General features: G+C 54.5%; 2 protein-coding genes. One reads left to right on the top strand and one right to left on the bottom strand.

Annotated elements, in window-relative coordinates:
- A partial coding sequence (locus BMX62_RS12925; protein ID WP_162273547.1) for a hypothetical protein occupies window positions 1-3,235 on the top strand: 3,235 nt, incomplete at its 5' end.
- 235 nt (window positions 3,236-3,470) lie between these two features.
- On the opposite strand, the gene BMX62_RS12365 is transcribed toward BMX62_RS12925, so the two are convergent.
- Complete coding sequence (locus BMX62_RS12365; protein ID WP_090209584.1) at window positions 3,471-5,018, bottom strand: class I SAM-dependent methyltransferase; 1,548 nt, start codon at window positions 5,016-5,018, stop codon at window positions 3,471-3,473.
- Window positions 5,019-5,297 lie beyond the last annotated feature (279 nt).

Here is a 5,297-nt window from a genome sequence, read left to right as displayed (position 1 = left end):
GGGGGCTACTGCCTATACCCTGACCGATGCCGAGCTGAACCTGGATGACCTGTCCGAGGACGAACTGGCTATCGTCACCGGGGCAACCAATGCGGGGGATTATGTAGACTTGGATGATTCGACCGACGAGCCCGGTGAGCTTGGCGTACCTTCCTTTGCGCTGGTGGGTAAACCCAGTGAGTTTGTGGTGGCAGAGGATGCAGTGGCTACCATCTATGCTGTACAGGCGACAGCAGCCCAATATACCAATGCGGATAAACTGGTGTTCCAGTTTGCCGGTGATAATACCGAAGAAGTCACCATTGATGTATCGAAATCGGAAGGATTGGCCTCTTTGCGCACCATTCTCGAAGCTAATAAAGAATTCAAGGCCGCAGGCCTGAAAGCGGCTTCGGCGGCTGCCACCGGCACCCTGACCATCACTGATGCTCAGGGGCGTGCGTTTAAGACCATGGAGCTGATCGAGGTACCTCAGTTTTCCAACGCTCAGGTCAATCTGTTGCAGAGCCGACTGGTGAATACCGACATCGTGTATTTGAACATTGATGGTGAACAGATTGAGTTGCGCGGTTTCGATGTTGCAGACGAGAAGACCGGGACAGCAATTGCCATCTCCATTCAGACCAAGCTGCGCGCCATTGAAAATGCCGATGGTGAAAAACCCTATGCGGACATGACCGTCGATTTTGATGCCGATACTTCCATCCTGACCATCGCTGACCCGGCTCGCCGTGAAATTAGCGAGTTGTCCTTGCAGCGTACCACGGATTCCAAGGTGGAGATCAAGCTGGGAGAGAACGATCTTGCTCATGTCAAGCAATTGGAACTGACCTTTATGGGGCAGACCAAGGTGGTTGGCTTTGTTGCCGATAAGGATGATTTGGCAAATAATATTAATGCTGCATTTGGGGTCACCGGCATCAAGGCAGACATTGCCACTAATGAAAATACCGTCACCATCAGCGATACTTGGGGACGAGATTTTGGTGCTGGTCGCCTGCTGAGTGGAGGTGAGGGCGCAACGGCTTCTGAGACCATTATTAACGATATTTCAGCCGCTGAAGTGGGTCAGTTCAGTATAACCATCGGCACGGATGCTAATGCTAAAATTATTGAAAAGGTTGATGTTTCTGGTAGCACCACCCTGGCTGAGCTTGTTGACAAGATCAATGATGCTTTGGGTAACTCTGGGCTGGAGCATGTGGAAGCTTCGGTCCAAGGTACCAATAGCATCAAACTCACCAATGCAGCGGGTACTGGTATCAGTGGCGTCTATGCAGGCACCGAGCTGGATGCTGGCGATGTTTCCCGGGTTGAAATTTCCGGCTTGACCGATGTGCTTGCTGGCAAGGTTGCTGAGTTCAGCATCAAGGTGGGTGGAAAAATCTTTATCCTGAAAAATACTGCAGATGAAAATCTTGCCAAAGGTGAAATCAACTTCTCTGCAATTAAGACTATTGATGACTTGGCAGGAAAACTTGAAAAAGCCTTGCAGGCCATGGAAGCCATCAATGAACGTGATGACATTACCGTGACTGTCAGGGATGCAGATAATGATCCAGATACAACTAGTCAAACCATCATCATCACCGATACTGCCGGTCGTGCTTTGAGCGAGATAAAGATGACAGGTGCTGAAGGCAAGGGAAAGCCCGCCTCTGCAACCATCAAGGGGATGAATGATTCGGTTGCGAAACTGGATCTTGGCTATATTGAGATCAAGTATGGTGCCGAAAAAGTAGCCAAAATTGAGAAGAAGGAATCTTCTATTTTTATCAAAAACAAATCGGATACTCTTGTAGATGGCAATGGTGAAAACAAGCCTGGATTTGTCGGAAAAAATGACTGGACTGATTTTGAAGATCAACAGACCGTCACCCTGAATATCAGCCAAATTACCAGCAATGTAGCGCTGAAAATTCTCGGTGTTACCTTAGGTAATGATAGTGATGGCGCTGATACTCTCAAGCTAGGTGGTGTAGCAGCGGAAGATGGCACCCCGGATTTTTTGGATTTAGCTAAACTACTATCCAGTATTCAGGTGGCTAAAAACCAGACCGCTTATCATGATTTATTCACCAAGAAAGAGTTCCTCTCTGTTAAGCTAAATTTCAAAGACGGTGGCTCAATTGAACTGATCGACCTGATCGCACTGGACGTGAAGACTGCTGAAAATAAAACTGTAAAAGATGCGGTTAATGGCGCCTTGGATGAAGGAGAAGGAATTACCGCGACATACCAGTCGATTACCAATGAAGAGGCAATAGTCAAACTGATCGAGATAATGGGCGAAAACCTAGAACTCCAAAAGGAAGATCACGAAAATCCCAACTCTGTTAATGCTCCGATCAATTTGGGGCAGACCTTCTTGGCGCTGGAATTTGGCAATCAGCGCTTATATGTCCAAGAAGATGATGAGAACCTGAACCTAATTGATGATGTTGAAGTGGTCAAGGACGCAATTGCACATAAATTGGGTGAAAATTTCAAAATTGAGTTCTTCGCAGAAGACGAAAACTTGATCATCACTGCGCTGGATGGTACAGAAATCACTTCTGTGGCCTTCAAGACCGGACCCAATGGTGTGTCTGTGATTGATGATGTGGAGCTGACCAAGGCTGTGGAAGGTAAGGAGGGTATTGCTCTGGATATCGGTGTCATCGGCACGGTGAGCAACGCCAGTACTGGTGCCCCTGTGTTTGGTGTTCAGGTTGTGGTTACCGAGGCCGGCACGCCCGCAGGTCTAAATGCCGAGCAGCTGGGTGATGCCGGTGTAGTGATTGCCTCCGAGCAGACGCCGGTCATCATCATCAGCACCACCTACTCCGAAGGCGCCCCAGGTGCCCCGGTTGCCGGGGGTCTACAATTGATTCAGGAAGGTGCTGATGCCGTGGACGATGCCGCCTGGATCGCGACCTTCAACGTGGCTCTGGAAAGCGAATTGAAAGAAGCCTATACCTTCAGCTTGACCCTGACCGAGGTGCTGGCCGAAGACGCTGCAGAAGGTACCGAAGCCGCCATCTTCGAGTTCACTCTCGAAGCCGAAGTCGGTCAGACGGCTGAGGACATCCGTGACGCGATGGTGGCCAAGATTGATGCTGACGCGGCATTCATCGCGACCCTCAACGAAGACAGTCAGATTATTGTCACTGCTGTCGCAAAAACCACCAACTACGATGTGGAGACAGATGTAGTGCTGGTGGGCGTCAGTGACGACATGGCCAACGGCGGCTAAGCACTGAACCTCCCCAAGGCTAAAGCCGGGGGCTGACGGCAAGGACTGCCTCTTTCCCCGGCTCTCCCGGACGGCAATGTGCCGCCACCGGTACAGCGTCCGGGGCCTTGAAGCAGGCCGATCCAGTCGGCACTCCCGTCGAAGCACGAAACTCACGCCATAGCGTAAGCTTAGCGGGAGTAGTTCATTGTCACCCCGCCGGCAGAGCCCGGGGATTTCCCAAGTCTGGTTAACCTCAGGCGATCTGCAGGGCCTTGAAGATCGGCAGTTGTTTATCGGCAAATTCCTGCGCCTGGCGGGTGAGTTCGGCGAGGTTGTCGTTGGGGTTTTCCAGGGCCTGGCCCTCTTTGATCAACCGCTGACCTTGCTGGGCGAGCAGGTTCCAGGTATAGGTGGCCCAGTCGTTGGGGCTCTTGTGGCCTTCGCTGCGTGCAAGCAGGAAGAGCTGGTGGAAGCGGCTGACTTGGATACCGCCGCCGGTGACCGGGCTGGCGAGAAAACTCAGTTCGGTGTGGCTGCGGGCCTTTTTCATCAGGTGGTGGTTGAGGCGCTCGGTGCGCTTTTTGGCCTTGTTGATGGCGCTTTCGTCCTGGACCGGCAGCAGGGCACCGGTACTACTCAGAATCAGGGTCGCCTGCAGCAGTTGGGCGAAGGTGATGGCGCTACCGACCTCACTGGCCTTGAGTGACTGCTCGAGCTGGCCGAGGCGCTTGGGCTTGTGATCGGCCAGTTGGTCGAGAATCGGGCCATAGACGTTCTCCTGCATGGTCGCTTCGCCAAGGCTGCCGGTAACCTTGAGGCTGACGTCCGGACGGGGCTGGACCAGGACCACACGCTGCTCACGCAGGGCTTCGGCTTGCTCAAGGGCGCTGATCGGGCGGGCGCCTTTAACCCAGTAGTCTTTGCGAAACTGCTGGTTGACGCAGAAGTCGCGCACGCTCTGGCGGAACATGGCATCGGGAATGCCGACCAGCAGTTGCTGCTGCTCGCCGGTCAGGTTGACTGCGTCGATGGCGTCCAGGGTGTTGGCCGAGCAGGCCCAATTCAGTTTGGCCGGGGCGAGCCAGTCGGCCATCCTGGCCACGCTCATCGGGCTCCAGTCGCGGTTGAAGTATTCGTGGGCCAGATAGTTGCGGTTCTGGCCTTTCATCCGTTCGATCCGTTCGGCGATCTGCGGGTTGGCGCGGGCGTAAGCGGGGTTCGTGGCCAGCAGTTGCTCGGCAAAGCTCAGCGCACTGTCGATGCGGCTGATGATGCCGACCCCTTCGGCACCGAGGACGTCGGCATGTTCGGTTAACAGGTCGCGCATGGGGACCATCGCCGCCCAGCCGGGTTGGGTGTTGTAGCTGATGTAGAGCACCCCGCCCACTTTGAGCTTGCAGCGCAGGAAGTCGACGATGATCTGGCGGTTCTCATCGCTGATCCAGCTCCAGATGCCGTGCAGACCGATGTAGTCGAACTCGGGCAGGTCGTCGCGCCGACAGAACTGCTCGAAGGATTGATCAAACAGGGCCGCTCCGGATCCAGCCACTTGGGCCAGCTCCTGGGCAAAGCCGGCCTGAGCGGGGTTGAAGTCGGTGCCGTGCCATTGGACGGTGCTCGCGGCGGCGTGCAGGTTGGTGCTCAGACCCTGACCAAAACCGAGCTCGCAGGCGTGGCCAACCTCGGGAAAGGCGATTCCGGCGTTGAGAAAGGCGAGCTTCAGGCGCAGGGGGTTGAGTTCGGTGTAGTAGCCGTAGGTGTAGCCGATGTCGGACACGTAGCCGGCGGTCCAGTCGGTCATGAGGTCTCCTTAAATCCAGTTTGCATTGTGATCCGGTCAGGGCGCAACGCCCGTCAGTTCTTTCGCCTCAGCGCCTGCGTAAGCCGCCGTCACTACCTATACACCGCCAAGTCTTCTTGTGAGTCGATCTCTCCCCATATCCCTGTATAGGACAATGCCGTTACCGGAATACAGCCAGCATCAAGTGACTGCTCCCCGCCCTAAGCGCTGACGCGCCACGGGCGAGGCTTCCCACTTCTCAGGCAGCAGCCGGCGATGTGCCGGGCTTACGCAAGCCTC

This window comes from Ectothiorhodospira magna (assembly GCF_900110965.1).
Classification (GTDB): Bacteria; Pseudomonadota; Gammaproteobacteria; order Ectothiorhodospirales; family Ectothiorhodospiraceae; genus Ectothiorhodospira; species Ectothiorhodospira magna.
This window is presented reverse-complemented; position numbering and strand designations above follow the sequence as displayed.